This is a genomic window from Bacteroidales bacterium, from assembly GCA_021648725.1.
In the GTDB taxonomy this organism is placed as follows: Bacteria; Bacteroidota; Bacteroidia; order Bacteroidales; family JAADGE01; genus JAADGE01.
The window spans coordinates 1-25,514 of record JAKISF010000041.1 but is presented as its reverse complement, the minus strand read 5'-3'; the positions used below and the strand labels follow the sequence as shown (position 1 = coordinate 25,514).

Here is a 25,514-nt window from a genome sequence, read left to right as displayed (position 1 = left end):
AGATGTCGAAATTAGACTTGAACAAATGGAAAAAAGACACAAGAAAAGAAAATACGATATTGACCTAAATTACAGGAAACAAGCTGAAAAACAGGAAATTTTAACTTAGTAAAGTAGAATTAATAAAAATATCTTTTATATTTTTATACCGATTGATGTTTTTACCTCAATAAAAAATATAAATTTTGCTTTAAACTAAAAAATGTGTTCTAAAGAAGTATATAAAAAATGAATTGAAAGGTTTTATTATAATATTTATTCTAATTTTGTGAGTTGTTTCAAAAATAGAATTTATTAATAAATACGATAATTATGGCTAAGAAAAAATTTATTACATGTGAGGGCAATTATGCTGCCGCACACGTATCCTATATGTTTAGTGAAGTTGCTGCAATCTACCCGATTACACCTTCTTCCGATATGGCAGAATTTGTTGATAATTGGGCAGCAAACGGAAAGAAAAATTTATTCGGAGATACGGTTTTGGTTTCTGAAATGCAATCAGAAGGCGGTGCATCAGGTGCTGTTCACGGTTCGTTACAAGGCGGAGCTTTAACTTCGACTTATACGGCATCACAAGGTTTATTGTTGATGATTCCGAATATGTATAAAATTGCAGGTGAATTATTGCCTGCTGTATTCCATGTAAGTGCAAGAAGCGTTGCAGCACATGCCTTATCAATTTTTGGTGATCACAGTGATGTGATGGCTGTTCGGCAAACAGGTTTTGCAATTTTAGCAACCGGTAGTGCACAACAAATTATGGATATTGCACCCATTGCTCACCTTGCCGCAATTAAAACAAGAATTCCGTTCCTTCATATGTTTGACGGTTTCAGAACATCTCACGAAATTACAAAAGTTGAACTTCCTGATGAAGACAAATTAAAAAGCATGATTGATATGGAAGCTTTGCAACGTTTCCGTGATAATGCTTTAACATCTACTGATCCTGTAACAAGAGGAACAGCTCAAAATCCTGATATTTTCTTCCAAGCAAAAGAAGCTGCAAGTCATTTATATCTTCCTATTGCTGATGTAGTAAATGATTACATGAAAGAAATTACAAAAATGACAGGAAGACCGTATGCGCCTTTCAGTTATTTCGGAGACGCGGATGCTGAGCATATTGTTATTGCTATGGGTTCTGTAACGCAAACCATTAAAGAAACTATTGAGCATCTTCAAAAGCAAGGCAAAAAAGTAGGAATGATGATTGTTCATTTATACAGACCTTTCTCTGCTAAATATTTTTTAGAAGCACTTCCGAAATCTGCTAAAATCATTACAATTCTAGACAGAACAACTGAGCCGGGAGCAAACGGAGATCCTTTATATCTTGATGTTAAAGATATTTTCTACGGAAGAGAATTTGAACCGATGCTTCTGGGTGGTCGTTACGGACTATCCTCAAAAGATACAACACCTGCTATGATTGTTTCTATCTTTGAAAACATGGAAAGAAATGAACCGAAAGATCATTTTACAGTCGGTATTATTGATGATGTGAGATTTACAAATCTTCCTTTACTTCCTGAAATAACAACTGTACCCGAAGGAACTTTTGAAGGTAAATTCTTCGGACTCGGTTCTGACGGAACAGTAGGAGCAAATAAAAATTCAATTAAAATTATCGGAGATAATACTGATAAATATGTTCAAGCATACTTTGCTTATGATTCTAAAAAATCAGGCGGTATAACAATTTCTCATCTTCGTTTCGGAGATAAGTTAATTCGTTCAACTTATTTAGTAAAACAACCTGATTTTGTGGCTTGTTCAAACTCGTCGTATTTATACAAATATGATATGCTTGAAGGTATTAAAGAAGGCGGTTCATTTTTATTGAATACAACTTGGGATGCTGAAAAAGTAGTAAACCGTTTGCCGGAAGCTTATAAAAGAGTAATGGCTGAAAAAAATATTAATTTCTATACAATTGATGCCACAAAAATTGCAAAAGAAATTGGTCTCGGTAACAGAACAAACACAGTATTACAATCTGCTTTCTTTAAAATTGCAGAAATTATTCCTTTTGAACAGGCGAAAGATGAAATGAAGAAATTCATTATGAAATCTTACGGTTCAAAAGGAGATAAAATTGTTAATATGAACTATGCTGCAGTTGACCAAGGCGGAGATGCTTATGTAAGAGTAGAAGTTAAACCTGAATGGAAAAGTTTGACCGGAAAACTTCAATTAGGAGTTGTAAGAGATGATGATACGCCTGATTTTATTAAAAATGTAATGGATCCGATTAATGCTCTTAAAGGTGATGAAATACCGGTAAGTGCATTTATAGGAGCCGAAGACGGAACTTTACCCGCCGGAACAGCACAATATGAAAAAAGAGCTGTTGCTTCAACGGTTCCTAAATGGATAAATGAGAATTGTATCCAGTGCAATCAATGTGCTTATGTTTGTCCTCATGCTTGTATCAGACCATTCTTGGCAACTGATGAAGAAGCAGACAATGCTCCTGACACAATGGTGTTTGAAGCAGGGAAAGCACAAATTAAAGGATATAATTTCAGAATTCAAGTCAGTACTTTAGATTGTACGGGTTGCGGTTCTTGTGCTGATGTTTGTCCGTCTAAAGAAAAATCATTAGTAATGGTTCCTTTGGATGATGAGCAATTAGCAGAACAAACAAATTGGGAATATTGCCATGATGTTATCGGCTATAAAGATACGGTTATGGACAAAACCAAGAATATTAAGGGGTCACAATTTGCAGAACCATTATTCGAATTCCACGGAGCATGTGCAGGTTGCGGTGAAACGCCTTATATTAAATTAGTGACTCAACTTTACGGAGAATCAATGACCATAGCAAATGCTACAGGTTGTTCTTCAATTTACGGCGGTTCTGCACCGGCAACTCCCTATAAAGCAAGTAAAAACGGAATGGGACCTGCATGGGCAAATTCATTATTTGAAGATAATGCCGAATACGGTTACGGAATGGCTTTAGCTAATCGTAAACAACGAGATATCATCGAAAGAAAAATGAATGAAATGATTGAAGCCGGAGTTTCTGCCGATACAAAAGAAGCATTTGAAGCATGGCTTGCCGTCAGAGAAAACTCAACAGAAGCAAAAGATGCCGCTGTAAAAGTAATGACTGCTTTAAAATCTGAAAAATCAGAAACAGCAAAAGAGATTATGAATCTTGAAAAATATCTGACAACACAATCCATTTGGATTCTCGGAGGTGACGGATGGGCTTATGATATCGGTTACGGCGGTTTAGACCACGTTCTTGCATCAGGCGAAAATGTGAATGTGCTTGTTGTTGATACGGAGGTTTATTCAAATACCGGCGGTCAGTCTTCAAAAGCGACGCCTACGGCTGCAATTGCAAAATTTGCTGCATCCGGTAAAAAAATCAGAAAGAAAGATTTAGGAGCTATTTCAATGTCTTACGGTTATATTTATGTTGCTCAAATTTCAATGGGTGCAAGTCAAGCACAAACAATGAAAGCAATTAAAGAAGCCGAAGCATACCAGGGACCTTCATTGATTATTGCATACTCACCATGTATTGCACACGGTTTGAGAAAAGGCATGCATCAAGTACAGGAAGAAGAAAAAATGGCAGTTGCATCAGGTTACTGGACAAACTACCGTTTTGACCCGAGATTGGAAGAAGCCGGAAAAAACCCGTTCCAATTAGATTCTAAACCTCCTAAATTTGAAATGTTCAAAGAATTTTTATTAGGTGAGGTAAGGTTTAATTCATTATATAAATCATTCCCTGAGCATGCCGATGAATTATTTGCAGCAGCTGAGGAAAATGCAAAATGGAGATACAACTATTACAAACGTCTTTCAGAAATGGAATTTTAAATAGATTAAGCTCGTCTGACCGCTTTGAGAGGTCGGACGAATTAATTATATATCTGTGTCACGTACAGGATTAAACGGATTTTATTACTTTTATTTTTTATAAGTTGCACAGCACTTTTGAATTATTGTACAATTAAAGTTACCCTTGCTGCACTCATCGTGGTAAGGATTTGTATTTAAAAAGGATTTGATTACTTTTGTTTTCAAATCCTTTTTTTATGCGATTGACTTTTTTTGTAATATTAATTCTTGTTTTAAATCTGAATAATTATTCCCAAACATCTATAGGAATAAAATCAGGTATTAATTTTTCAAAAGCGGTTTATTTGAGTGATTACAATGAAGAATTGATAAATCCGATAAGGAAATTAAAACCTGGAGTTGTTGCAGGAATATTTATTAGTCAAAGTTTAAATAAAATTATTTCCGTTCAGGCAGAGTTCTTATACTCTCAAAAAGGTTTAAAGGTAATTCAGCAACCCTTTCATAAATCAATTAATACAATGAATTACATTGAAGTGCCTTTAACAGGTCATTATTCTGTCGTGAAACGAAAACATTCATCATTAAACTTATATATCGGAGGATATGCTGCATATTGGACTGACGGAAAATATAAAAGAACAGACCTCGGCACGGAAGAAATTACGATACTAAAAGTAGATTTTAATAACTTAAATTATACGTTTAATCGAATTGATGCCGGAATTATCGGCGGTTTTGTTTATAAAACAAAGAAATCCGATTTTTTTGTAAGATATATACACAGTATGCTCGGAAGCTCTCAAATAAATGCTGATGCTTTATCAAACAAAGTAATTTCTATAGGTATGAACTTTTCATTGTTAAAATAAATCCGTTTACATGATATTCAACAAAATTATGTTCTGAAAATATTTTATTTTATCGTTTTTCTGAAAATTATAACATAAGTTTTTATTTTTTTCGTATATTTATTGTCTAAATAATATTTATTAAAAAAGCGAAAATGAAAAAAACAATTATCACATTAATTGCAATAATTCTTGTAATAAATGCTAATGCACAAAAATTCGGAGTGAAACTCGGAGTAAATATGTCAGGCATAAACTCCAGTACTCAGCTGCAAGATATTCAAACTGCAGCATTAGGAACAGGATTACAAGGCGGTTTTGTATTTGAGTTCATGCCGGCAAAAATTGGCATAAGGGCAGAAGCTTTATACACACAAAAAGGATATAATGTAGAAACAGCAATTTCAAACGACAGCACAGATATTATTACGGACTTTTCGTTAAACTTAAACTACATTGAAGTTCCCGTATTATTGAAAATTAAAATGGGTCCGGCTTATCTTGTTGCAGGACCGTACTTCGGTTATGCTATGAGCGGAGAAGAAATTATTACCATGACTGTTGACGGAGAAGAACTTGTAAATAGTCAAATTGAAGCGCAAGGCTCAATACCTTCTAATGATGTTTTTAAATCCGGGGAATTTAACGGTGACAATATAAAATTCTCTCGAACTGACTTTGGGCTAAATGCAGGTTTAGGTGTGAAATTCTTAAAATTTTTTGCAGAAGCAAGATACGGTGTAGGTTTAGCAAATATACAAAATTATGATAATATGCCTGCAGATGAGTTTACTAAAAATTATACAATAACATTTTCGCTCGGAATGTTTTTTAATTAAAACCTCATTGCGAAAACTTACTCTTACTTATTTAAATTGTCTATATTTAATTCAAACCTATTTATACAGTTAATTAAAAAGCTATTATTATGAAAAAATTATCAATATTTACAGTGTTAATATTATTTACATACGGGCTAAATGCACAAAATTTTGGTGTGAAGGCAGGATACAACATAACAGGTTATACCACAAATTTTGATGTTCCCGAAGAATCCCAACCGGGAATGGGATATAATTTGGGTGTTTTCGCTGAAATGCCTGTAAATGATATGATAGGGATAAGAGCTGACGCATCAGTAAATCAACTTGGTTCGGATGCCGTTTATGAAGGAACAGACTGGAAAAGCGTAGCAAAAACAAATGTAAACTATTTAAGTTTTTCTTTAATCTCCAAATTTAATTATGGTATATTCTACGGATTTGCAGGACCGTATATGGGTTATGCCTTGAGTAAAAAAACAAAATATGTTTCAACATTTAACGGTGAAACTGTAAAAGAAACATACAACGATTACGAATATTACGAACAAAACGGAACCTTAGATTTTAATAACAGAATTGATTTAGGAATTAATATCGGAGTAGGAGCAAATCTATACTCAGCTTTTTTTGCCGATATTAATATCGGTTTCGGAATAGCAAGTATGTATAATAAAAACAGCGATACATATCAAGCATACTTAGATGAAGCTACTTTAATTAATGAATCAAATTTAGATGCAACTATATACGGCTTCCCTTTTACCGACGGGACACAGGCAGTAGCAAATCCTGTACAAAAGAACATTTTCTTCGGGTTAACTGTCGGTTATGTTATAGGCGGACATTAAAAGAATCTTAAAAAGCAAACTAAGAGATAGTTCTGTAAACTCTCTCTTAGTTTTATTATGCTTTCCTATTTCCGAACATATATGATAATTTGTATTTTACAGAATTTATTATAACTTTGAAACATGTTTAATTAAAAATATATACATTATGAAAAAATTATTTGTATTTGCAATTGCAACAATGTTTGCATTTAGCATGAGTGCTCAAAAATTCGGAGTAAAAGTAGGATACGGAATGTCCGGATATACTGTTAACTTTTACACCCCGGACGGTGCAAAAATGGCTTCAGGTTTTAACGCCGGTTTAGTAGGAGAAATGCCTGTTAACGACATGATGAATTTAAGAGTTGATTTAGGATATAATCAATTCGGTTCTGATTATTATATGTCAGAAGATGTCGGAGGTACTAATATGACAACTGATTTCAAAACAGATGTAAGCTATCTTAATATCGGAGTTTCTCCAAAGTTCGCTTTCGGACCTGCTTATGTTTTTGTAGGACCTTATTTCGGTTATGCGTTAAGTAATGTTACAAACGGAACAGTTACTGTAGGTGATGTTGTTGCTTTAGAAGTTACGGACTTAGATAATTTCGGAGCTATTCTTGACGGCGGAACAGACGACTTGTACAGTAAAACTGATTTCGGTTTAAATTTAGGTTTCGGTGCAAATTTCTCAGGTGTATTTGTTGAACTGAATGCCGGAATGGGACTTGCTAATTTCATTAACCAAAGCAGCCAATACTACAGTGCAACAAATTATGCAACTAAAGACGATAATACTGTTGCTATTACAGGTGATGCTGCTCAAAAAAATCTATTCTTCGGATTTTCAGTAGGTTATATGCTAGGAGGAGAATAAATTTTAATATTACAAAAGAATAAGCTCGCCCGGTTGCATAAAGTAGTCGGGCGATTCTTTTATTATGCCGAAGATTTCAGTTATACTTCCTTATTTTAATGCCGAAAAAACATTAAAGCGTTCGGTAAATTCTATTATTAACCAAAGTTTTATTGATTTTGAACTAATTTTAGTAAACAATAATTCAACTGATAAAAGTTTTGAAATTGCAACAGAGTATGCAAAAAAAGATAATCGAATAATTCTTCTTTCCGAAAAAAAACAAAGTGTTGTTTTTGCAACACAAAAAGGGTTTGGGCAAACTAAAACAAACTTTATTGCACGAGCAGACGCAGATGATGTTTGGAAACCGGATAAATTAAAATTACAATATAAATTCCTGCAAGAAAATCCAGGCATTGATGTCGTGAGTTGCAAAGTTAATTTTATCGGAGATGCAAATAATGACGGAATGTTAAGCTATGTAAATGATACAAATAAGCTTTTAACTAATGACGAAATTGTATTAAACAGATTTTCGGAACTTCAAGTCATTAACCCTACAATTTTATTCAGAAAAGAAGTTGCATTAAAATATGGTCTTTACAAAGAGGGAGACTTTCCGGAAGATTATGAAATGTTTTTGAGGTGGATTGAAAACGGTGTAAAATACCATAAGTTGCAAGAATATTTATTGGATTGGCATGATTCTGAAACTCGCCTTACCAGAACTGATAAGCGTTATTCATTTGAAGCCTTTTATAAAGTTAAATCTCCGTATTTATTTCGTTACCTGAAAGAGAATAATCGTTTTTTTCCTGACATTGTTGTTTGGGGAGCCGGAAAAAGAACAAAAAGGCGAACGAAAGGCATCAAAAAAATGGGAATAAATATTAAACATTATATTGATGTTGATGAAAATAAAATTAACGGAGAAGATGTTATTTCATTTAAAAACATTCCTAAACCGGGTCAAATTTTCATTGTCAGTTTTGTTAATAATAAAGGTATAAGAAAAGAAATTAAAGATTTTCTTTTATCAAGAAACTATGTTGAAGGTTTTGATTTTATAATTGCTTAAACAAGAACTTTTAATTTGCTTGATTCTTTCAAATTCATTTTCTCAAAGTCAAAATCAGTTATTAAATTAATGCCGGGAGTTTTACCGATTTCAATGCTTCCGAATTCATTTTCAATTTGCAATGCCTTTGCTCCGTTTAAACATGCAGACTCAATTAAGTTCTCAAACGATATATCGGGAAAGTTTTTTGTAATTACTTTCAACTCACTTAATATTGAAAGCTCAGTATTTGAAGCATAACTGTCTGTTCCGATACAAGTTTTTAGTCTTTTGTCGAAAAATAAAGGTAAATCAGGTAATTTTTTTTCAATATATAAATTCGATAAAGGACAGAACACCCAATAAATATTTTTAGAGAAATTCTCGGCATATTCAACATCTGCTTCTTTGCTGAATGTATTATGAATCAGCAATATATTGTCTCTTTTTTTCTGCCTTATTAAGTTTGATTCCAAAGAAGTATTTCCGGGGAAAGAAAAATCAGAAAAGTCAAAGCCTTTGTTTTTCATAACGTCTGCTAAAGCTCCGCTTTGTGTTTGTATAAATTCATCTTCGCCGGGAGTTTCTTGGTTATGAATTGAAATGACTTTTTTTGTATCGGGTTCAAAATCAACAATTTTTTCATAAAGAGCATCGGGAACCGAATATGATGCATGAGGTACAATTGTTCCTTTTAAATTTAAAGTATTCAATTTCTGTTTATTCTCTTTTGCCGTATTAAAAGCTTCGTTTGCTTCTTTATTATTAATTGTAAATGTTTCGATAAAAGTGTGGTAAAATATTTTGCTTTTCTTCTTAACGGAAAAACTGTCGTCAGTATTTGAGATATCTCCTACGGCAACAATTCCGTTTATTTCCGTTTCTCTGTCAGCTTGCTTAATTTTTTCTTGCAAATCGTCAGGAAAATTTCTTTTAGAAATAATTTCATCAATAAAACCCGGTAAGCCTTTTACGGTTTTGTTATCTATCATTCCTTTCATGTGAGAAAGTTCAAGATGGCAATGTGCATTAATAAATCCGGGAACAATTACTCCGGAATAATATTCCAAAGATTGTTCTTCCTTTAATTTTCCTTTTGCATCAATGACATTAATGATTTTGCCATCATCATCAATTTCAACAATTCCGTTTTTTAAAATATTTTTTCCTGTGTAAATATATGTTGCAGATATTCGTCTCATTGCTCTCTTTTTAAGGGTAATCAATTAATTTATTGTCTTTTGTGTGTTCATAATATTCTTCTTGACTTCTGTTACATCTTGACAGCCTGTCAAAAGCTTTTATCAAACCAAAAAAGATACCATGTTTTTTTACGGACTTATAGGCGTATAATGAGCAAGAAGGAGAATATGGGCAACTTCCTGCATCTTGTGATGAAATAAATTTTTTATAAAAGCCGATTAACCCTTTATAGTTTGACTTGTTATATTTATGATTATTTTCACTTTTTAATAAATCAATAAAATTATTCTTATAATTATTTTCTGTTTGAGAAAAAGAAGTTTTGCAGGGTAAAAAAAACAGTATTCCGATTAAGAATACTGAAAATAACTTAGACTTCATATTAAAAGAATAAGGTTATGTATTTAAAAGTTTGTGTTTAAAAATTGCAAATTCAATATTTAGTTCAAGGCTGTTTTTATAAACAGGTTTTGTCATAAACCCGTATGTATTTTTCAGCACAGCTCTTTTAACAGTATTCACATCACTATCGCCTGAAATATAAATAATCGGAATATTATATTTTTCAAAAATACTTTTTGCAGTATCAACTCCGTCTATTTTTCCGGCTAAATGAATATCCATTAAAATTAAATCGGGGCTGTGGTTTTCACAATGAGCAAGTGCATCTTCCCCTGAAGCAACCGTTCCGCAATGATGATAGCCTAACTCATCAAGAAACATCTCAAAAACAGTACAAAGCATACTGTCATCCTCAACAATTAATATTTTTGCTTTACTCATGTGTTGTTTTTATAACTTTGTAAATTTATAAAATATTTATTTCTTACACAAAATTTCATTCAAATTCAAAAAAAATATCATTGGGCTTAAAATCTCATATCAATTATTTCAATATCGTCGGGATATTTTGTTTCATCAAAAACAAAAAGTTGTTCGGTTATTTTAATGTCCGGTTTAATTTCTGTAACTGTGAGATAGTGATTTAACCCTGATTTTTCATAAGTTTCAACAGCATAAATTTCATTTTTATTCTTATGAATTTTTATTCTTATTTTAGAATAAGGGCTTTCGTCAATTTCCTCGGGAAATAAATCTATAACATTATATGATGAGTTATTAATTTTTTCAACCCCTATTAATAAATATTTGTAACCGCTTTCATAAATTGTAAATAGTTTAGCAGGATTAAAAATTGATTCTTCATCAGGACCGGGCTCAGTAATAGTTATTTCATTACTTTCTTTCATGTATGTCCAAACAGTTGTTCCGTCAGAAAATATTTCAGTTCCGGGAATAATAATCTTATACCGGTTTTCTTTTAAAAAAGCGTAGCCTTTATGTTTTTCCTTGTAACCGTTTTGTTTATTCTCAATTGTGTAATCAAATTTAAACCTGATGCTGTTAAATGCTTTTGTTTTTTTTGCCAGTGCATCAAGAATTTTTTTTGCTTCAGGATCTTTATTAAGTTCAACTTGTGAAGATGCAAAAAAGTTGCAGGATAACAGGATGATTATTAATATTATATGTTTCATGTTCGTTTGATTTAACTATAATAAAACAAAAAATGTACCGATTAAATTGTGTAAGCTGTGTAATTATTAAGGTAAGGCATCCAATAATGTTTGTAAAGCATATTCATCCGTTATATATACATCTCTTGCCTTACTTCCCTTTGAAGGACCGACAACTCCTGCTGCTTCAAGTTGATCGACAATTCTTCCGGCTCTGTTATAACCTATTGCCAATTTTCTCTGTATCATGGAAGTAGAACCTTGCTGATTCATTACAATTATTTTTGCAGATTCTTCAAAAAGTTCATCTCTGTTATGCAAATCTACCGCTCCGGGTTCATCTTCTGCATCATGCTCAGGTTCAGGCAACAGAAACGGCATAGGATAAGATTGTTGTTTTGAAATATAATCAGTTATTTTTTCTAATTCAGGGGAGTCAATAAAAGCACATTGTAAACGAATCATATCACTGCCTTGCGTAATCAGCATATCTCCTCGTCCGATTAGTCTGTTTGCTCCGGGACTGTCTAAAATAGTTCGAGAATCTATCATAGAAGCAACTCTGAATGCTACTCTTGACGGGAAGTTTGCTTTGATAGTACCGGTAATGATATTGGTTGACGGTCTTTGAGTTGCTACGATAAGATGAATCCCGATGGCTCTGGCAAGTTGTGCCAAGCGAGCAATAGGAAGTTCAATTTCCTTTCCGGCAGTCATAATTAAATCCGCAAATTCGTCAATAACTAAAACAATATAAGGCATATATTGATGACCGTTTTCAGGATTTAATTGCCTTGAAATAAATTTTTTATTGTATTCTTTTATGTTTTTGCATTTAGCCTTTTTAAGCAATTGATAACGATTATCCATTTCGACATTCAGTGCACTGACTGTATGAACAACTTCTTGATTGTTCGTGATTATTGGCTCTTTTGCATCAGGCAAAGTTGCTAAATAATGATTTTCCAGACTTTCGTATAAAGTAAGTTCAACTTTTTTCGGGTCAACTAAAACAAATTTTACTTGTGCAGGGTGTTTTTTATATAAAATTGATGCGATAATTACGTTCAATCCTACGGATTTTCCTTGTCCTGTTGCTCCGGCAATCAACATATGCGGCATTTTTACCAAGTCAAAAACATAAGATTCATTTGAAATTGTTTTCCCGAGAGCAATCGGAATCTCCATTTTAGATTCTTGAAAGGCTGTTGATTTAATAACCGATTTAAAAGAAACAATATCCGGTTTTTCGTTCGGAACTTCGATTCCTATCGTTCCTCGTCCGGGCATCGGAGCAATAATCCTGATACCGAATGCTGCAAGACTTAATGCAATATCATCCTCTAAGTTTTTAATTTTTGAAATTCTGACACCCGGAGCCGGTACTATTTCATATAAAGTAAGAGTAGGACCAATTGTAGCTTTTATCTTTTTAATTTCTATTTTATAATGCTTTAGAGTTTCAACAATTCGATTTTTATTTCTTAACAGTTCTTCTTTTGTAACTTCCGGATTTCCTGCTTGATGTTCTTCCAGTAAATCAATGTCGGGAAGTACAAAATTTGAAAGATCTAATGTAGGGTCGTAATTCGTAAAAACATTACTATGTATTTTTTCAGACAAAATATCTTGATTATGAGTAACATCAAGCACTAACTGCCCTACTTCAATTTTATTTATTTCTTTATTAATATATTCAGAGATATTTTCTTGAGTATCTTTTTTAATGTCATTATTTTCGGTTTGTTTAATTTGTTCAACTTCAAAGCCTAAATCATCTTGATCAGTTATTTCTTTTCCGCTGTCTAATAATTTATAATTTCGTTTATCTGTTGTAACAAAATCTTCATTCTCATCTTCGTCATCCAAATCTATAATAATAGCTTTTTCTTTACCTTCTTTATTATCATTTAAAACTGTTTCTTTTTTATTTATAGTTTTTTTGTTGTTTTCAATTATTTCATCATCATCTTTTCCTGCAATAAAACCGTCTTTAAAGTTCTTAAATTTCTCCGAAAGTTTTCCTTCTTGAAATATTTTGTCAAATAAAGCTTTCAATTTACTTGAGAACCCTTCAATTGTCAGCATTAAAAAAGCAAAAAGCGAAATCAGCAATACCGTAATTTCTCCGAAAATACCGAGAATTGATTTAAACCATTCATGAATCCGGAATCCGAACTTACCGTATACCACATCATTATTGCTGCTGTTAAACAACAAGGCTAAACATATCGATATCCAGAACACAGAAAAGAATATTTTTTTTGTTACGGGCAGAAGTGACTTCTTATATGATTTTAAAAATTTCAGCCCTATAATAAAAAACAATACAGTAAAAGCAAATGAGGCAACTCCGAACCAATTATAAACAAAAACATGAGATAATAATGCTCCGAATTTTCCTACTACATTCTCCGAGTTTGTTGATGAGTTAAATAAATAATCAAACCAACTTAAATCTATAATATCTTGGTCGTCTTCCCAAGTTGAAAGAGATGAGCTGAACGAAATAAGTAAAAGAACAGACAATAAAATAAAAAATAATCCCCAATAAGTTCTGAATTTTTTATCTTGAACTTTATTTTGGATACGTTTTTTTATAGGTATCGGTTTCTTTTTTTTTGATTTACTTGTTTTTCGCTTTGGTTTTGCTGTCATTGTTTAATTTATATCGTCTGCTTCTTGTTCTTTTTAATTAAAAAACAAAGATAAAATTTTTATTCTAACTCTGAGTAAATATATCACAAGGAGATAGTTTTAATTTATTATACAGTTAATTTACGGTTCATAAAACATTATAGTATTTAGATTTTTTATTTTTATTTATTTTGAGTATTTTTGTGAAAATATACTTTAATCTAAAGTAAAATTATTATGGGGCTATTTTCATTTAGTAAAGATGCGGGAGAGAAGAATACAGCTGTATCTGACGAAGCAAAAAGTAAATTTTTAACAGAAATGGTTAATCGCTATGATTTTGGGAAAATATGGAGGTGAAAGTAACCGGGAACAAAGCATCAATTACCGGAGTTGCCGATGGTTTGGCTACCAAAGAAAAGGTGATATTGGCAGCCGGAAATATAAAAGGAATTTCGGAAGTTGAAGATTTAATGACAATCGGAGATGCAAAAAAAGAAGAAGTTATACAAGGCGAAATAAAGATTATAGGTAACTCAAAATTTTACACAGTAAAAAAAGGAGATTCATTAAGTAAAATTTCTAAAGCAATGTATGGCGACCCGATGAAATATAATTCAATATTTGAAGCAAATAAACCTATGCTGAAAAATGTTGACCTGATATAATCCCGGGCAAGTTCTCAGAATACCGAAAATAAATTAACAAAATAAGTAATTATCAACTAAAAACTAAACAATATGGGATTTTTAAACAAGATTAAAGGAGCTGTTAACAAATTAACAGGAGGCGGAGCAAAAGTTACGGTAACAGTAAACGGCAATGAATTAAAAGGAGACTTAAACGTAACCGTTAATGCAGAAATAAAAGATAACCCGATTGAAATTAAAAAAGTATATCTATGGGTTAAAAGTGTGGAGAAAATTGACATTCCAAAAAATTCATTACCCACTAACTTGAAAGAACATGCAACATTCGGTATAAATTTGTCAAATGACAAGTTTCCTAAAAAAGAATTTATTGTTGCTGACGCTCAAACTTTGGAAGGGAAACAAACATATACATGGTCAATTGACATTAAATTAGACGGAACAACAGTTCCTTCATATAACGGTCATTTTGCAAATCATGAATGGTTGTTCTATGCAGGACTTGATGCAAAAGGAAACGATCCGGATTCAGGATGGCAAAAATTTGATTTATTCTAATATACGACTCAAATTTAAAAAAGGAAGAATTTCTCAAAAATTCTTCCTTTTTTGTTATTTAACTAAGCGTAAATTTGACAACAAATATTTACCAAACAAAGCAAATTCCTGCCCTATAATTAGCACCGTATAAACTCATTTCTGAAAATAAACCGAAATTACTATGCCTGAAAACATACCTGAAACCCAGAAAAGCATCAGGGTTAATATATGTGCTCTTACTTGTTTCTTTATCAGCAAAAGCCAAGCCCGTACCTGCATATATATCCAAAACTTTAGTCCTGAAAAAACCTGCATGGTAAGCAACTCTTAATGTAGCAGAAGGAATAATTTTTTCTGTTACCAAAATATCAGAACTCAATGCAACACCAACATAACCGAAGTGTTTAATTTCATAAACAGACCTTTCAAAACTAAAATTACCGCCGTAAGCATCAACCCCTATTGTTCTGTAGCCCCCTCCTATATTAATACCGTTTTTACTTTTCCTGAAAACATCTTGGCCGAATGAAAGTTGTATTGTAACCAAGATTAATCCTAATAATAGAGTTTTCTTTAGCATATCACTACTTTTAATTAATTATAATTTAACAAAAAATTCTCAGGTAAGTTTTTAAAGTTGTTTGTAACCGAAAAACAAAAATAAATAATTATTGCTGACAGCAAAAATAAATATTAAAAAAATCAATATTTGATACATTTTAAAATATTTTTAACTTTGGGTTTTTAAATAAAAAATTGTACAAATGAAAGCATTCCATGCATATGATATAAGAGGAATATACAATCAAGATTTTAATAAAGATGATGTATATAAAGTAGGGTATTTTTTACCTAAGTTGTTAAATACAACAAAAATTCTTGTAGGAAGAGATGTGCGAGTTTCTTCTCCCGAAGTTTTTGAATATTTGTGTAAAGGAATTAACGATGCCGGTTCAGATGTATATAATTTAGGGTTATCAACTACTCCGATGGTATATTTTATTACTGCCAAACATAAATTTGATGCTTCCGTTATGATTACCGCTTCGCACAATTCAAAAGAATATAACGGAATGAAAATTTCCAAAAATGATGCATTGCCCGTGGGTTATGACTCAGGCTTAAAAGATTTGGAAAATATGATGCTGAATGATGAAATAGTCATCAATAATAAAAAAGGTAAAATTATTGAATACGAACAAAAAGAAGAATACCTGAACTTTCTGAAAGATTATGTTCCCGACATTTCTGATTTAAATATTGCTGTTGATTGTTCAAACGGAATGGCTGCATTACTTATAAAAGACTTATTAGGAAATAAGCCGAATTACATATTTGACGAACTTGACGGAACTTTTCCGAATCACGAAGCAAACCCCTTAGTTCCTGAAAACATTAAAGATTTACAGAAACTTGTAAAAAGCAAAAAAGCAGATATCGGAATTATCTTTGACGGTGATGCCGACCGGGTTATGTTTACTGATGAAAACGGGAAGTTTATTTCTCCCGATTTAATGATTGCCGTTCTTGCTGATTATTATAAAGACCGAAAAGGGAAGTTTTTACAAGACATAAGAACTTCAAAAGCTGTTTCCGAATACATCGGAAACAGGTTCGAGAAAGAAATGTGGCGTGTAGGCAGAGCATTTGCAGCCGTTAAATTAAGAGAAATTGACGGAATTTTCGGAGGAGAACTTGCCGGACATTATTATTTCAAAGATTTTTATTATTCAGATTCAGGACTATTGGCAACACTAATTTTCTTAGATGTAATTGCCGAAAACAAAAGAAAAGGAATCAGTGTTTCAAAAATGATTTCAGAAATTGTTGCATACGAAAACTCAGGAGAAATTAACTTTAAACTTGAAAAGAAAAAAGAAGCAATGGATGCTGTTAAAGACTTTTATTTAAGCAAATCAAAACCTGATGCATTCTTTGATTTTGACGGTTACAGAGTTGAATATGCAAATTGGTGGTTTAACATAAGACCGTCAAATACAGAACCTTATTTAAGAATGTTGGTAGAAGCCAAAACAAAAGAATTACTTAATAATAAAGTTGATGAGATTACAAATATCATTAACAGCTTTAAATAAAACAATTTAGTTAAGTTTTATGATTTTCTTATATATATTATTATTGTTTATATCATTTTACGTTTTGGCAAAAGTTGTTGATGACTACTTTGTTGACTCATTAGACAAAATTGCCGAACGCTTAAAATTATCATCTGATGCGGCCGGAGCTACATTAATGGCAGTAGGCTCAAGTGCACCTGAACTTTTTGTTGCATTATTTGCGGTATTTCGTCCGGGAGAGCACGCTGCAATAGGAGTAGGAAACATAGTAGGGTCTGCATTATTTAATATTTTGGCAATAACAGGTGCTGCGGCAATTGTACGAAAAGCCGTAATTGCATGGCAAGCAGTTATCAGAGATTTGTTTTTTTACGCTGTTTCAATCCTTCTTCTTCTTATAACATTGTCAGACGGACAAGTTTCTTATACAGAAGCTGCAATATTAATGGGAACATATATTATTTATGTAGTTGTAGTTATTTATTGGAAAAAATTGTTCAAATATACTGACCCGAATGATAAAATATTAACACCGAAAGAAAAAAACAGTAACGAAAAAAATGTATATAAAAAAATAATGACACCGTTTGATTTTATTATAGGTATTTTTTTTCCGAGCAAAAAATACAATACGGCAATATTTTTTATTTCAATAATTTTTGTTGCCGGCATAAGTTGGATTTTAGTTGAAAGTGCAGTACAAATTGCTCATATTTTGGATATTTCGGAAGCTGTTATTGCAGTAACAATTTTGGCTGCCGGAACTTCAATTCCTGATTTTTTATCATCTGTAATTGTATCAAAACAAGGCAGAGGCGGAATGGCAATAAGTAATGCTGTAGGCTCAAATATTTTTGATATCCTTATCGGTTTAGGTCTGCCGTTTCTTATAATTATTTTATCAACAGGCGGAAAAGTAGAATTGAACACGGGCAACTTGCAGATGTCAATTTATTTTCTTTTGGCATCAGTTTTTATAGTGTTTTTCTTGTTCTTAATAAATAAATGGAAAGTAGGTAAAGTTTTCGGAAGTTCTTTAATCCTGATTTACATTGCTTATGTGGTTTGGGCAATTTTTAATGTATAAAAAAAGGTCAGAATTAAGTTCCGACCTTTTTTTATCTTCTAAAATTCTTTAAATTTTAAAAGAATTGCTTTAAAACTCCGTAAACCAGCAACAGAAGTCCGAGTATCATAACAGCAATTCCGATAAATGAAGCAGAAACAATTAAATACAACAATAATCCAAGCAACAGCAACAAACCTCCTACCATCAACATTTGCCCCATTAATGTTTTTTGCTTACTGTTCTTCTTATAAATTTTACGAATATCTTTTTTTATTTTTCTGAATTCTTTTTTATTTATTTTTTTTGAATGAACAATTTGCTTTCCGTCAAAATTATTTTGAACTTGTTCATTGTTAAATTGATTTTGAATGCTTTTATCAACATTACTTTCTGCTCCGTATATTCCGCCTAATAAAAAAATAGACATTAAAATCAAAAGAAATAGTTTTTTCATAATTATTCTGTTTTTTAATTAATATAATATTTCTACAAATATAATTAAATAAAAATAATTGCAATTAATTAAACCGGTTTTAAACTTTAAAAATCATTATTTAACCGTAACAACCAAATATTTAGACATCTTCCAAAATTCATCGGCATCTGAAATAACTATTTTTTCGTACCTCCCGCTTGCTTTTTGAATCAACTCAAAAGAACCCTCAGGGTGGTCGGTAATTAATTGAACTTTTTTAGCATTATTCAATGAAAGTTCTAAAACTTCACGTGTGTCAATTTCCGAAAACTCTCTGTCGTTTAACTTTATTTTTTTGTTACTGCCTATTCCTATAAAACCTCCGTCAGATTCTAAAATACCTTTTTCTCTCAGGTTCTTTTTAGTATCAATAATATAAAATGCTGTATTAATTTGGTCTTCTTGCGTAGTAATAAGCGAATCTTTTTGTATATTTTCATAGGTAATATTTGCAAGAACACTGTCCATCTCCGCAATTTTAAAATTTAACTCACTTATATCAATGTCTTTTTGAGATAATTTCATTCTCATATCCGACAGTTCTAAATCTTTCTGAACAATATTATCATTCAAAAGCTTAATTGTTGTTCTTAATTCTTTATTTTTTGAATTAGACTTATCCAGCTTGTTTCTCAAATAGCCTAACTTCTTTTTGTTTTCTTGCATCATTTCATAAATAGCAAGAATGTCATTTGTAATAGCCTCAACATCCGTATCTTCCAATTCAACATCACCGACGGTTCTTGTTGTTATTATATTTTCTTTCTCTTTAATTTCATTCAAATTCATTTGAATTTCATTAAATGCTTTCAAATATTCATTAATTGAAGCCTCATCTTCCGATGTAATGCTCATTAAACTGTCAACTTGTTTTTTTAACTGAATTTCTTTTTCACTTTCTCCGCACGAAAATAAGAAAGGAATAAGCAGCAACACTAAAATTTTTTTCATGATTTTATTATTTGGTTTATATTATGAATTTTAAATTAATATTAATGAATAACCGACAATTAAGCCTATAACTACATTTATAAGTTTTGCGATAACAAAACTTTTTCCCGATTCTGCAAGCAACGGAATTGCTCCGTGCCCGTCTTGCACAATTGAGCTTGTGAGCAACACTGCAAATGCCTGCAAACCCTCGTCCGGCAAAGTTCCGCTTACATACATACTTATAAAAAATATATGCGGTCCGCTTTCAGGAATAATTCCTACTAAAGCTGCAGCTAAAATAACAAGAAATATATTGCCTTCAATCCAAGTTTTTACGTCAACATATTGGTTGAAAAAATAAAGAACTAAAAACGCACCGAACGTCCACATAAATAACCTTAAAAAGTGTTTTTTTATTACATGATCCCATAAATGTTTTTTTAAAAAGTGGTCAGGTACAGTTAATGCAATAAAAAAGCCTATAAAAGTAACTATTAAGAAAGTTATTCTTTCCCAACTCCAAGAATCGCTATTGCGGTTATTTTCAGAATCTTCTGTATGGTTGTCTTTACTGATATTGTGTTCCTGATGCTCAACATGTACCTTCTCTGTATCAAATTCTAAAATACTTAATGCGTGGTTGTGTTCGTTTCCGGCAAATATTAATAATACTAAAAACCCAAGACTGAAAATAAGTATTACTGCTCTTTGCCAAATCATTTTTGCGATTTGAGAAACTATAGATTCTTTTTGATAACAAACACAATCATCCTCTTCTTTATGAACAAACTTATGGTCAAGTGTTCTTCCGAGAAATTTCTTTTTCTTAAAAATAATATTCAAAATTAAACCTGAGACAACAGAAATAACAAAAATACTTAGCATTATTTTTAGTGCAACTCCCGGAATTACGGAAAACATAATAAAAGCTTCATCACCGGATGTTGCAATCAATGCAGTAACCATGGCTGCAAAACCTATTGTTCTGTGAACATACATTGAAACAACCGCATAAGTTCCTAAACATCCGGGAACTAATCCTAAAATGGCAGACAAAATTATTTGCATCCAAGGCTTTTTAGAAAACTTATCAGACCATTTTCCTTTTGTTCGGACAGTAATATATTCAATTACAAGCATCATTACCAATACAAAAACGGTAATCATTATTGCTTGCTTGAATATCGGTAATAAAAAGAATAAATCTATTTTCATTTATTAATACTATCTAATTCAGCACCTTCCAAACTATAAACAGAATGCGCATTTTTACTCTTATCAATCTTAAATTTTCCCTTAACTTTTATTAATATATCATCTTCTGCGGTAAACAAATTTGAATCTTTATTTTTGGGTTTTAATAAAAGCATATTGTAATGCTCATCATGGTCACACATAAAACAAACGTCTGTTACGGTTTCTGTCAATAAAATATCTGTATGTTTTCCGTGTTTGTCTTTTTTAATAAATCCGACAATTGTGATATCTTTTCCGTCTAAACTTAATATTTCTTCCGTAAAGTTATAAGTTTGAATTAAAGCAAAAGTCCTCGGGTCAAACTCTTTATATTTCTTTGTATAATTCAAAACATCCCAATTTGTATCTTTTGCCCTAAAAACCTTAATTTCTTTTGAGTATGGGTAAATTATAAGAAAAAAAACAACTATAATTAATAATATTCCTTTTCTTTTTTTAAACATATTTTAATAGTCTTCCGGCTTAAACTTTTTAACCTTAATTTTCCTCATTCCTTTCGGTAAAACAGGATCATAACCCGATGTTCCCCAAGGGTGACATTTTAATATTCTTTTAGTACCCAGCCAAACACCCTTAATCCCGTGAACTCTTACCGCTTCTATTGCATATTCGGAACATGTGGGAACATGCCTGCAACTTGCAGGAGTAAATGGCGAAATTGCATACTTATAAAGCTTAATAGGAGCAATAATAATATAAAATAATATTTTTTTAAAAATCTTCATTAATAATGCAAAGTTAATTATTCCGGCAATATTTTAAATTAATTTTGAAAGTGTTAATGTATTTTTTTTGCATATCAAATTATAAAAGGATATTTTTAAGGTTTTCATTGAATTATTCGTAAAAAAACATATTGCTTTGGAACGCAAACAGTCGCAATAAACCCCTATTAATCAACCAAATAAGAGAGAACCATACATGAAGAACTTCTTTTCATATTCATTAATTCTGTTTTTTTCATCGCTTTTTTTTATTTCAGGTATTAAGGAAAAAAAAAAAATCAGGAACATTCATCAAATTTATAATAAAAACAAAACAGATACAGTTATAAACAAATTGCCCGACGGTCATAGTTTTATAACAAACTTCAATTTATCAAAACATCAAAAAGTAAAATCAATAAGCCAAGATGCTTCCGGAATAATGCTTTTTTTAACAAGTAAAGGTGTAATTTTCTTTGACGGAATGACAGAAGAAATGCTTTATTTTGAAACACATCCTAACCTAATTAAAAAAGATATTCAACTTGATCAATTTTATATTGCAGAAAGAAAAGGCTTCGGCATTGTAAGAAAAGATAAAAAAGGAGATTATATTTATGAATCAATTTCAGAAAATAAAGAGGAAAATGAAAACTTTAAACAAATAATAACAGAAAAAAATAAAGTTTGGTTCGTAAGTAACCACAAAATTGCAAGTATTACACCTAAAAATTATAAGAAACCGAAAATTGAATACTTCAATAGAAACAAAACAATTTCAGGTGCATTTGTATTTAAAAATCAATTATACTTTTCAGAGTACGACTCCGGTCTTTATGTAATTGAAAATGATTCGGCAAAACTTATTACTAATGACACATTATTTTCAAATTACAAAATCATCTTTAACATCCCCGATAAAGAATCAATAATACTCGGACTTGAAAATAACAAGCTTTACACATTCAACGGGAAAACATATAAAATTTTTAAAGCATCTTCCGATGACTATATTAATGAAAGTATAATTACCGGAGGCAGCCGTTATACAAATGATATTATTGTTGTTACAACACTTAACGGCGGAGCAATACTTATTGATAAAAATACAGGAAAAACAACTCATACAATAAATTACAGAACGGGCCTGCCCGATGATGAAATATATGCGAGTTATAGTGACAGAACAAACGGCTTGTGGCTGTCACATGACTACGGAATCAGCCGAGTTGCTTTTGATATACCTGTTACAAACTACAGCTTTTACCCGGGTTTGCAAGGTAAAATAAATTATGTTAAAGTTTTTGACAGTACATTGTATGTTGCAACAGGAGAAGGACTTTTCCGCTTATCACAAATAAAAAACTATGATGAAGTTGAAGTTGCAACAAAGAAATGGATAAAATCCAAAACAAAAACTGCAAATAACAACTACATTACAGAAAATATTATAACCGAAGAATCGTCTTTCTCTCCCGAGGAAAATGATACAGAAACAGATGAGGAAGGTTTTTTTAACAGATGGAAGAAAAGAAGAAAGAAAAAAAATAAAGAGGAAGAGTCAAATATCGATGAAAGCTTTGAAGATACAGAAGAAAATACCGATACTCATTCAACAAAAAATAATAACAAGCCCGAAAAGGAATCTTACAAAACTATATATAAGGCTGTTACCGAATACAAAAAAATATATGAACTACACTCTGTAAAATATTCATATAAAAAAGTTGAAGGTATTAACAGTAAATGCAAGCATCTTAAATCTTTCTCAAAAGGTTTATTGGCATCAACAAACTCAGGATTATTTTTCATTCAGAACAATGAAATAAAAACTTTAATTGCTGACGCATACATTTATAATATTTCAGGAAGTGTTAAAGATAAAGTTCTTTACTCTGCAACATCAAAAGGTTTGTTTAAAATATACAATTCGGGCAAAAATATATCTGCCGAAAAAATTACCGGAGCCTTTATCAACAACAAGAACTTTCAAAAAGTATTCAAAGTTAATGATACAATTGTGTGGCTCAGCTCATTAAACGATTTGTTTCTGACAAAAATCAAAGGAAAGGAAGTTATGTCGGGGCAACAGTTTAAAATAGAAACCGACCAAAGCGAAAAATTAAATATTATAAAGGAAAATAACAAAATTATATTCTTAGCATCAGGAAATGCATATTATTATAACGAAGAACTCAAGGATGTTATTGAACATTCTGATTATTATCAGTTGCTGAAAAAATCAAATAACATTTTTAATTTAACCGATACAAGCATATTAATTACAAAAAACAATACAGTACTTAAAAGTATTAATACCGAAATAAATAATAATTATTTAAAATATGCGTGGTTAATTGATAATATCAAAAGTATTAATTTTGATGAAGAAGAAAATATATGGATTGTTTCAAGGCAAAATTCAATTTATAAAATTAACAACAAAGAAACCTACCAAAATAAAAAATTTAATATATACATTAAAAATATAACTGACAACAAAGGAAATGCTTATAAAAACTTTGAAATGCTTGAGCTTGAAAGTGACTATAAAAACATAACTGTTCAACTTTTATCACCTTATTTCTTAAAAAAAGACTTCGTAAAATATTTCTATGCAATTGACAGTGAAAACTCGGATGATTTTATCAACTTTTCAAGTTCTCAAATTGCAATACCTGAACTTTCTCCGGGGAAGCACACAATACATTTCAAGGCAATAAATGATTTGAATGAAACAAGCGAAGTATTAATTTTACACGTTGATATTAATCCGCCGCTTTGGCAAACCAATATTTTTATAATCGGTGTTTTCACAATTGTTTTAATCCTCATTTCTGTCATAATTTCGGTATTTTACAGAAGAAAACAAAGAAAAATTAAACAATATAATGAAATATTGGAACTCAAAGTAAAAGAACGTACCGCAGAAATTGAAAAACAAAATCTGCAAATTCAAAATCAAAATACAGAAATATATGAACAGTACCAAAAAATAAATACTCAAAATGAAGAGATTACCGGCAGTATAAGATATGCCGGAAAAATTCAAAGAGCCGCATTACCTAATACCGAAATCCAAAAAAAATATCTTTCGGGGCACTTCATTCTATACAAACCGAGAGATATTGTAAGCGGTGATTTCTACTGGATGACAGAAGCTCAAAACAAATTATTTATTGCAGCTGTCGATTGCACCGGTCACGGGGTTCCAGGGGGGTTTCTCAGTATGTTAGGCATCTCGTTCCTAAATGAAATAGTTATTGATTTAAATAAAAAAAAGAAATACATCAGAGCAGCAGACATTTTAAATATTTTAAGAGATAAAATAATTTCAACTTTAAGTCAACAAGGAGACGAGATTACGAGAGACGGAATGGATATTGCTCTTGCCGTTATTGATAAAGAAAAAAAATTATTAAACTTTGCAGGAGCAAATAATCCTGCATACATTATAAGAGACCGTCAATTAACAAAAATTGATGCCGACAGAATGCCCGTAGGTTACAATAAAAAATTAAATGATATTAAATTTAAAGATAAATTTGTTAAAATATTAAAAGATGACATAATCTATCTCTTTTCTGACGGCTATGCAGATCAATTCGGAGGTTCTAACGGTAAGAAGTTTAATGCAAGACGTTTTCGTGAATTATTATTGCATGTCCAAAAATATCCTATGGAAAAACAAAAAGAAATTGCAGGGAATGTTCTTAAAAAATGGCAACAAGGACACCAACAAATTGATGATATTTTATTAATCGGTATAAAAATTTAACAACTCAAATGAGATTTAATCCAAAACAATCAAAAGCAAAAGAAATATTATGGCTTGCCGTTGCCGCAATGAGCTTAGCAACCGGTATTCATAAAACTATCAACTATTCCTTCCTGGCAAGTTGGTATTATTTTATTTTTGTTTTAGTTGCACTCTCAATATTCTTAGTATGGAGAAACAAACGGATAAACGGGCGATAATAAAAACTTTAAGAGGTTGCATAAAAACTAACTTTTTTTTGTACGTCAATATTTGTTGTTTGTTAATTTTTTATATATGTTTGTAAACATAAAACAATGTCGTTTAGTTAAGGATTAATCATAACTGTGTAAAAATAAGAAAAATATAATAAAAAGTTCTTTGAAATTTTGCTTTTTAAAAATAGTATTTATTTTTACGGTATATATAGGGGGTAAGTGTA

General features: G+C 31.2%; 23 protein-coding genes. 12 read left to right on the top strand and 11 right to left on the bottom strand.

What is annotated here, in order from left to right; genetic code table 11:
* Positions 1 to 312 precede the first annotated feature (312 nt).
* The 6 genes from nifJ (at position 313) to L3J35_12405 (ending at position 8,276) form a co-directional block, all read left to right on the top strand.
* Entirely contained in the window at positions 313 to 3,849 is a 3,537-nt protein-coding gene (nifJ, locus tag L3J35_12430) for a pyruvate:ferredoxin (flavodoxin) oxidoreductase (protein ID MCF6366993.1), read from the top strand.
* Positions 3,850 to 4,067: 218 nt separating this feature from the next.
* Positions 4,068 to 4,703 carry a PorT family protein gene (locus L3J35_12425; protein MCF6366992.1) on the top strand — a complete coding sequence of 212 codons (636 nt, stop codon included), beginning with the start codon at positions 4,068 to 4,070 and terminating at the stop codon, positions 4,701 to 4,703.
* 134 nt (positions 4,704 to 4,837) lie between these two features.
* Positions 4,838 to 5,521, top strand: a complete 684-nt coding sequence (locus L3J35_12420; GenBank protein ID MCF6366991.1) for a PorT family protein — start codon at positions 4,838 to 4,840, stop codon at positions 5,519 to 5,521.
* A gap of 89 nt (positions 5,522 to 5,610) precedes the next feature.
* Entirely contained in the window at positions 5,611 to 6,354 is a 744-nt protein-coding gene (locus L3J35_12415) for a PorT family protein (GenBank protein MCF6366990.1), read from the top strand.
* Positions 6,355 to 6,502: 148 nt separating this feature from the next.
* Positions 6,503 to 7,216, top strand: a complete 714-nt coding sequence (locus L3J35_12410) for a PorT family protein (GenBank protein MCF6366989.1) — start codon at positions 6,503 to 6,505, stop codon at positions 7,214 to 7,216.
* Between the two features lie 64 nt (positions 7,217 to 7,280).
* The gene (locus L3J35_12405) at positions 7,281 to 8,276 is read left to right on the top strand and encodes a glycosyltransferase family 2 protein (protein ID MCF6366988.1); all 996 of its coding nucleotides are present in this window, start codon (positions 7,281 to 7,283) and stop codon (positions 8,274 to 8,276) included.
* On the opposite strand, the gene L3J35_12400 is transcribed toward L3J35_12405, so the two are convergent.
* From L3J35_12400 to L3J35_12380, 5 genes are all read right to left on the bottom strand, one after another.
* Positions 8,273 to 9,457, bottom strand: a complete 1,185-nt coding sequence (locus L3J35_12400; protein ID MCF6366987.1) for an amidohydrolase family protein — start codon at positions 9,455 to 9,457, stop codon at positions 8,273 to 8,275. The two genes, L3J35_12405 and L3J35_12400, sit on opposite strands and share 4 nt — an antisense overlap.
* A gap of 10 nt (positions 9,458 to 9,467) precedes the next feature.
* Positions 9,468 to 9,839: a membrane protein insertion efficiency factor YidD gene (yidD, locus tag L3J35_12395; protein MCF6366986.1), complete on the bottom strand. Its 372-nt coding sequence runs from the start codon at positions 9,837 to 9,839 to the stop codon at positions 9,468 to 9,470.
* A 15-nt stretch (positions 9,840 to 9,854) separates the two neighbouring features.
* Positions 9,855 to 10,241: a response regulator gene (locus tag L3J35_12390; GenBank protein MCF6366985.1), complete on the bottom strand. Its 387-nt coding sequence runs from the start codon at positions 10,239 to 10,241 to the stop codon at positions 9,855 to 9,857.
* 86 nt (positions 10,242 to 10,327) lie between these two features.
* Positions 10,328 to 10,993 (bottom strand): outer membrane lipoprotein carrier protein LolA, encoded by a 666-nt coding sequence (locus L3J35_12385; GenBank protein ID MCF6366984.1) that lies wholly within the window; start codon positions 10,991 to 10,993, stop codon positions 10,328 to 10,330.
* A gap of 66 nt (positions 10,994 to 11,059) precedes the next feature.
* A complete protein-coding gene (locus L3J35_12380) occupies positions 11,060 to 13,630 on the bottom strand; it encodes a DNA translocase FtsK (protein ID MCF6366983.1) in 2,571 nt (856 codons plus the stop codon).
* Between the two features lie 329 nt (positions 13,631 to 13,959).
* Here L3J35_12380 and L3J35_12375 point away from each other — a divergent pair, with 329 nt between their 5' ends.
* Together L3J35_12375 and L3J35_12370 are read left to right on the top strand one after the other, a co-directional pair.
* The gene (locus L3J35_12375) at positions 13,960 to 14,277 is read left to right on the top strand and encodes a LysM peptidoglycan-binding domain-containing protein (protein ID MCF6366982.1); all 318 of its coding nucleotides are present in this window, start codon (positions 13,960 to 13,962) and stop codon (positions 14,275 to 14,277) included.
* Positions 14,278 to 14,349: 72 nt separating this feature from the next.
* Positions 14,350 to 14,817, top strand: coding sequence for a hypothetical protein (locus L3J35_12370; protein ID MCF6366981.1), 468 nt, complete (start codon positions 14,350 to 14,352; stop codon positions 14,815 to 14,817).
* 88 nt (positions 14,818 to 14,905) lie between these two features.
* On the opposite strand, the gene L3J35_12365 is transcribed toward L3J35_12370, so the two are convergent.
* A complete protein-coding gene (locus tag L3J35_12365; protein MCF6366980.1) occupies positions 14,906 to 15,379 on the bottom strand; it encodes a hypothetical protein in 474 nt (157 codons plus the stop codon).
* Between the two features lie 184 nt (positions 15,380 to 15,563).
* Between L3J35_12365 and L3J35_12360 the strand changes: the two genes are divergently transcribed.
* Both L3J35_12360 and L3J35_12355 read left to right on the top strand, forming a co-directional pair.
* Positions 15,564 to 16,895: a phosphomannomutase/phosphoglucomutase gene (locus L3J35_12360; protein MCF6366979.1), complete on the top strand. Its 1,332-nt coding sequence runs from the start codon at positions 15,564 to 15,566 to the stop codon at positions 16,893 to 16,895.
* Positions 16,896 to 16,914: 19 nt separating this feature from the next.
* Positions 16,915 to 17,964, top strand: coding sequence for a calcium/sodium antiporter (locus L3J35_12355; GenBank protein ID MCF6366978.1), 1,050 nt, complete (start codon positions 16,915 to 16,917; stop codon positions 17,962 to 17,964).
* A gap of 55 nt (positions 17,965 to 18,019) precedes the next feature.
* On the opposite strand, the gene L3J35_12350 is transcribed toward L3J35_12355, so the two are convergent.
* From L3J35_12350 to yidD (L3J35_12330), 5 genes are all read right to left on the bottom strand, one after another.
* Complete coding sequence (locus L3J35_12350) at positions 18,020 to 18,400, bottom strand: hypothetical protein (protein MCF6366977.1); 381 nt, start codon at positions 18,398 to 18,400, stop codon at positions 18,020 to 18,022.
* Between the two features lie 96 nt (positions 18,401 to 18,496).
* Positions 18,497 to 19,372, bottom strand: a complete 876-nt coding sequence (locus tag L3J35_12345) for a hypothetical protein (protein ID MCF6366976.1) — start codon at positions 19,370 to 19,372, stop codon at positions 18,497 to 18,499.
* Between the two features lie 30 nt (positions 19,373 to 19,402).
* On the bottom strand, positions 19,403 to 20,569 hold the full coding sequence (locus L3J35_12340; protein MCF6366975.1) for an arsenic efflux protein: 1,167 nt from the start codon (positions 20,567 to 20,569) through the stop codon (positions 19,403 to 19,405).
* Complete coding sequence (locus tag L3J35_12335; protein MCF6366974.1) at positions 20,566 to 21,054, bottom strand: hypothetical protein; 489 nt, start codon at positions 21,052 to 21,054, stop codon at positions 20,566 to 20,568. The genes L3J35_12340 and L3J35_12335 overlap by 4 nt, the downstream gene beginning before the upstream one ends.
* Before the next feature lie 3 nt (positions 21,055 to 21,057).
* Positions 21,058 to 21,336, bottom strand: a complete 279-nt coding sequence (gene yidD / locus L3J35_12330; GenBank protein MCF6366973.1) for a membrane protein insertion efficiency factor YidD — start codon at positions 21,334 to 21,336, stop codon at positions 21,058 to 21,060.
* Positions 21,337 to 21,532: 196 nt separating this feature from the next.
* Here yidD (L3J35_12330) and L3J35_12325 point away from each other — a divergent pair, with 196 nt between their 5' ends.
* Together L3J35_12325 and L3J35_12320 are read left to right on the top strand one after the other, a co-directional pair.
* Complete coding sequence (locus tag L3J35_12325; GenBank protein ID MCF6366972.1) at positions 21,533 to 25,093, top strand: SpoIIE family protein phosphatase; 3,561 nt, start codon at positions 21,533 to 21,535, stop codon at positions 25,091 to 25,093.
* 8 nt (positions 25,094 to 25,101) lie between these two features.
* The gene (locus L3J35_12320; GenBank protein ID MCF6366971.1) at positions 25,102 to 25,293 is read left to right on the top strand and encodes a hypothetical protein; all 192 of its coding nucleotides are present in this window, start codon (positions 25,102 to 25,104) and stop codon (positions 25,291 to 25,293) included.
* The last annotated feature ends 221 nt before the right edge of the window (positions 25,294 to 25,514 follow it).

What these genes read in the sequence shown, in the direction of transcription:
- nifJ (MCF6366993.1), top strand. Translation starts at nt 313, where the DNA reads ATGGCTAAGAAAAAATTTATTACATGTGAGGGCAATTATGCTGCCGCA.
- L3J35_12425 (MCF6366992.1), top strand. Translation starts at nt 4,068, where the DNA reads ATGCGATTGACTTTTTTTGTAATATTAATTCTTGTTTTAAATCTGAAT.
- L3J35_12420 (MCF6366991.1), top strand. Translation starts at nt 4,838, where the DNA reads ATGAAAAAAACAATTATCACATTAATTGCAATAATTCTTGTAATAAAT.
- L3J35_12415 (MCF6366990.1), top strand. Translation starts at nt 5,611, where the DNA reads ATGAAAAAATTATCAATATTTACAGTGTTAATATTATTTACATACGGG.
- L3J35_12410 (MCF6366989.1), top strand. Translation starts at nt 6,503, where the DNA reads ATGAAAAAATTATTTGTATTTGCAATTGCAACAATGTTTGCATTTAGC.
- L3J35_12405 (MCF6366988.1), top strand. Translation starts at nt 7,281, where the DNA reads ATGCCGAAGATTTCAGTTATACTTCCTTATTTTAATGCCGAAAAAACA.
- L3J35_12400 (MCF6366987.1), bottom strand. Translation starts at nt 9,457, where the DNA reads ATGAGACGAATATCTGCAACATATATTTACACAGGAAAAAATATTTTA.
- yidD (MCF6366986.1), bottom strand. Translation starts at nt 9,839, where the DNA reads ATGAAGTCTAAGTTATTTTCAGTATTCTTAATCGGAATACTGTTTTTT.
- L3J35_12390 (MCF6366985.1), bottom strand. Translation starts at nt 10,241, where the DNA reads ATGAGTAAAGCAAAAATATTAATTGTTGAGGATGACAGTATGCTTTGT.
- L3J35_12385 (MCF6366984.1), bottom strand. Translation starts at nt 10,993, where the DNA reads ATGAAACATATAATATTAATAATCATCCTGTTATCCTGCAACTTTTTT.
- L3J35_12380 (MCF6366983.1), bottom strand. Translation starts at nt 13,630, where the DNA reads ATGACAGCAAAACCAAAGCGAAAAACAAGTAAATCAAAAAAAAAGAAA.
- L3J35_12375 (MCF6366982.1), top strand. Translation starts at nt 13,960, where the DNA reads ATGGAGGTGAAAGTAACCGGGAACAAAGCATCAATTACCGGAGTTGCC.
- L3J35_12370 (MCF6366981.1), top strand. Translation starts at nt 14,350, where the DNA reads ATGGGATTTTTAAACAAGATTAAAGGAGCTGTTAACAAATTAACAGGA.
- L3J35_12365 (MCF6366980.1), bottom strand. Translation starts at nt 15,379, where the DNA reads ATGCTAAAGAAAACTCTATTATTAGGATTAATCTTGGTTACAATACAA.
- L3J35_12360 (MCF6366979.1), top strand. Translation starts at nt 15,564, where the DNA reads ATGAAAGCATTCCATGCATATGATATAAGAGGAATATACAATCAAGAT.
- L3J35_12355 (MCF6366978.1), top strand. Translation starts at nt 16,915, where the DNA reads ATGATTTTCTTATATATATTATTATTGTTTATATCATTTTACGTTTTG.
- L3J35_12350 (MCF6366977.1), bottom strand. Translation starts at nt 18,400, where the DNA reads ATGAAAAAACTATTTCTTTTGATTTTAATGTCTATTTTTTTATTAGGC.
- L3J35_12345 (MCF6366976.1), bottom strand. Translation starts at nt 19,372, where the DNA reads ATGAAAAAAATTTTAGTGTTGCTGCTTATTCCTTTCTTATTTTCGTGC.
- L3J35_12340 (MCF6366975.1), bottom strand. Translation starts at nt 20,569, where the DNA reads ATGAAAATAGATTTATTCTTTTTATTACCGATATTCAAGCAAGCAATA.
- L3J35_12335 (MCF6366974.1), bottom strand. Translation starts at nt 21,054, where the DNA reads ATGTTTAAAAAAAGAAAAGGAATATTATTAATTATAGTTGTTTTTTTT.
- yidD (MCF6366973.1), bottom strand. Translation starts at nt 21,336, where the DNA reads ATGAAGATTTTTAAAAAAATATTATTTTATATTATTATTGCTCCTATT.
- L3J35_12325 (MCF6366972.1), top strand. Translation starts at nt 21,533, where the DNA reads ATGAAGAACTTCTTTTCATATTCATTAATTCTGTTTTTTTCATCGCTT.
- L3J35_12320 (MCF6366971.1), top strand. Translation starts at nt 25,102, where the DNA reads ATGAGATTTAATCCAAAACAATCAAAAGCAAAAGAAATATTATGGCTT.